Consider the following 2,763-nt stretch of genomic DNA (forward strand, 5'->3'; position numbering starts at 1 on the left):
ACGAACATGCGGCCGCGATCGTCCAGCTTGCCCAGGGCGTAGGTGAAGATTTCGCCGTCGTCCATGGAGATCAGTACGCCGTTCTTGCGGCCGCCGATGTCACCCTTGTGGGCCTCGTAGCCGTCGAAGATCGACGAGATCAGGCCCGAGCCGCGGGTCAGGTTCATGAACTCGTTGCTGAAGCCGATCAGGCCACGGGCCGGGATGCGGTACTCCAGGCGCACGCGGCCATGGCCGTCCGGCTCCATGTTGAGCATTTCGCCCTTGCGCAGGCCCAGCGCCTGCATGACGCCGCCCTGGTGGATTTCTTCCACGTCGGCTGTCACCAGCTCCATCGGCTCCTGCTTCTCGCCGTCGACGTCCTTGAACATCACGCGCGGCTTGGAGACGGCCAGCTCATAGCCTTCACGGCGCATGTTTTCCAGCAGGATGGTCAGGTGCAGTTCACCGCGGCCGCAGACCTCGAAGATGCCGTCTTCGTCGGTCTCCTTCACGCGCAGGGCCACGTTGTGCTGCAGTTCCTTCTGCAGGCGGTCCCAGATCTGGCGGCTGGTGACGAACTTGCCTTCGCGGCCGGCCAGCGGGCTGGTGTTGACGCAGAAGTTCATCGTCAGCGTCGGCTCGTCGACCTTCAGCATGGGCAGCGGCGACGGGTTGGCCGGGTCGGTCACGGTCACGCCGATGCCGATGTCCTCGATGCCGTTGATCAGCACGATGTTGCCCGGGCCGGCGTCGGTGACCTGCACGCGGTCCAGGCCGTGGAAGGTCAACACCTGGTTGATGCGGCCGTTGACAGCCTTGCCGTCCGGACCTTCCATCACGACGACCTGCATGCCGGTCTTGATGGTGCCCTGGCTGATGCGGCCCACGCCGATGCGGCCGACGAAGGTGGAGAAGTCCAGCGCCGAGATCTGCAGTTGCAGGGGTGCAGCGGGATCACCCGACTGGGCGGKCACGTGCTTCAGCACCGTGTCGAACAGGGCCGACATATCGGGGCCCCACTGCTCGCCGGGCGCGCCTTCGGTCAGCGAGGTCCAGCCGTTGATGCCGGAGGCGTAGACGACCGGGAAGTCGAGCTGCTCGTCGGTGGCGCCCAGCTTGTCGAACAGGTCGAAAGCGGCATTGATGACGGCGTCGGGCTTGGCGCCCGGCTTGTCGACCTTGTTGACCACGACGATGGGCTTCAGGCCCAGGGCCAGCGCCTTCTTGGTCACGAAGCGCGTCTGCGGCATCGGGCCTTCCTGGGCATCGATCAGCAGCACCACGCCGTCGACCATGGACAGTGCGCGCTCGACTTCACCGCCGAAGTCCGCGTGTCCGGGCGTGTCGACGATGTTGATGTGCGTGCCGCCCCACGACACCGCGCAGTTCTTGGCCAGGATGGTGATGCCACGCTCGCGTTCGATGGCGTTGCTGTCCATGACGGTGTCGACGACCTTTTCGTGGTCGGCGAAGGTACCGCTCTGGCGCAGGAGCTGGTCGACCATGGTGGTTTTGCCGTGGTCGACGTGGGCAATGATGGCAATGTTGCGGATCGGGGTGGTCATGGTGATGCTTGGAAGAAAACCGGGTCAGGCGGAAAGCAGAGCCTGGACCTCCGGCGGGGTCAACAGGCGGTCGGCGATCAGTTCGCCAGAGGAGATGTGGGCGCTGCCGAGGAAGGCGCGGGGTTCGGGGCCGTAGACGCGCACGCGCTCGGCGTCGGCTGCGGTCACGCGGCGGCGCAGCCCAGACAGGAAGCGTGCGGCCTCGTCGGCAGGCAGACGAAGCTCGGGGGCTTCGGCCAGCAGGCGGTCGGGCGAGGTCAGCAGCGCGGCGCGTTGTTCTTCGGGCAGGGCTTCCAGGCCGCTGAGCGTGATGCTGCCGTCCAGCGTCAGGCTGCCGGAGCCGGTGCGGCGCAGTGCGGCCAGCGAAGCGCCACAACCGAGTGCAGTGCCAATGTCTTCGGCCAGCGTGCGGATGTAGGTGCCTTTGGTGCAGCGGACGTCGAGGGTCACGGTGCCAGCCTGCACGCTGACGATGGCTATGGCATGAATCGTCACGCGACGGCTCTTGCGCTCGATCTCGATGCCGGCGCGGGCGTATTCGTACAGCGCCTTGCCCTCGTGCTTGAGCGCCGAGTACATCGGCGGCATCTGGTCGATCTCGCCGGTGAAGGCGGCGCAGGCGGCAGCGATCTGCGCTTGCGTGATGCCGTCGGCGTCACGGCGCTCCAGCACCTCGCCTTCGGCGTCGCCGGTGGTCGTGCGGATGCCCAGCGCCAGGGTTGCGAGATAGCGCTTGTCGGCGTCGAGGCTGACCTGGCTGAACTTGGTCGCGGCGCCAAAGCACAGCGGCAGCAGGCCGGTGGCCAGCGGGTCCAGCGTGCCGGTATGCCCGGCCTTCTCGGCGCGCAGCAGCCACTTGGCTTTCTGCAACGCGTCGTTGCTCGACAAGCCCAGCGGCTTGTCGAGCAACAACACGCCATGCAGCGGGCGACGCTGGATGCGTACCCGAGCAGGCCTCGCAGTGACGACAGCCTCAGTCATTCGGCTCCTCGTCTTCCAAAGCGCGTGTCGCGTTGGCCCTGTTGATCAGCGCACTCATCTCGGCGGCACGCTCGATGGTGCGGTCGAACTGGAAGTGCAGCGTCGGCACCGTGTGGATCTGCAGGCGCTTGAACAGGCCGTTGCGCAGGAAACCCGCGGCCTCGTTCAGCGCTTCCTGCGTTTCCTTCGGGTCACCGACCAGTACCGAGAAGAACACCTTGGCATGGGCGTAGTC

At 66.3% G+C, this 2,763-nt stretch carries 3 protein-coding genes; all 3 read right to left on the reverse strand.

The genetic code is table 11. The annotated features are described in order from the left end of the window. A partial coding sequence (typA, locus tag AC1DU6_RS26180; protein WP_477860691.1) for a translational GTPase TypA occupies positions 1 to 1,547 on the reverse strand: 1,547 nt, incomplete at its 3' end. Between the two features lie 24 nt (positions 1,548 to 1,571). After that, complete coding sequence (gene truB, locus AC1DU6_RS26185; RefSeq protein WP_477860693.1) at positions 1,572 to 2,528, reverse strand: tRNA pseudouridine(55) synthase TruB; 957 nt, start codon at positions 2,526 to 2,528, stop codon at positions 1,572 to 1,574. Next, a partial coding sequence (locus tag AC1DU6_RS26190) for a ribosome-binding factor A (RefSeq protein WP_477860695.1) occupies positions 2,521 to 2,763 on the reverse strand: 243 nt, incomplete at its 5' end. The genes AC1DU6_RS26190 and truB, both read right to left, overlap by 8 nt.

The sequence above is a fragment of the Roseateles sp. P5_B10 genome (assembly GCF_056400485.1).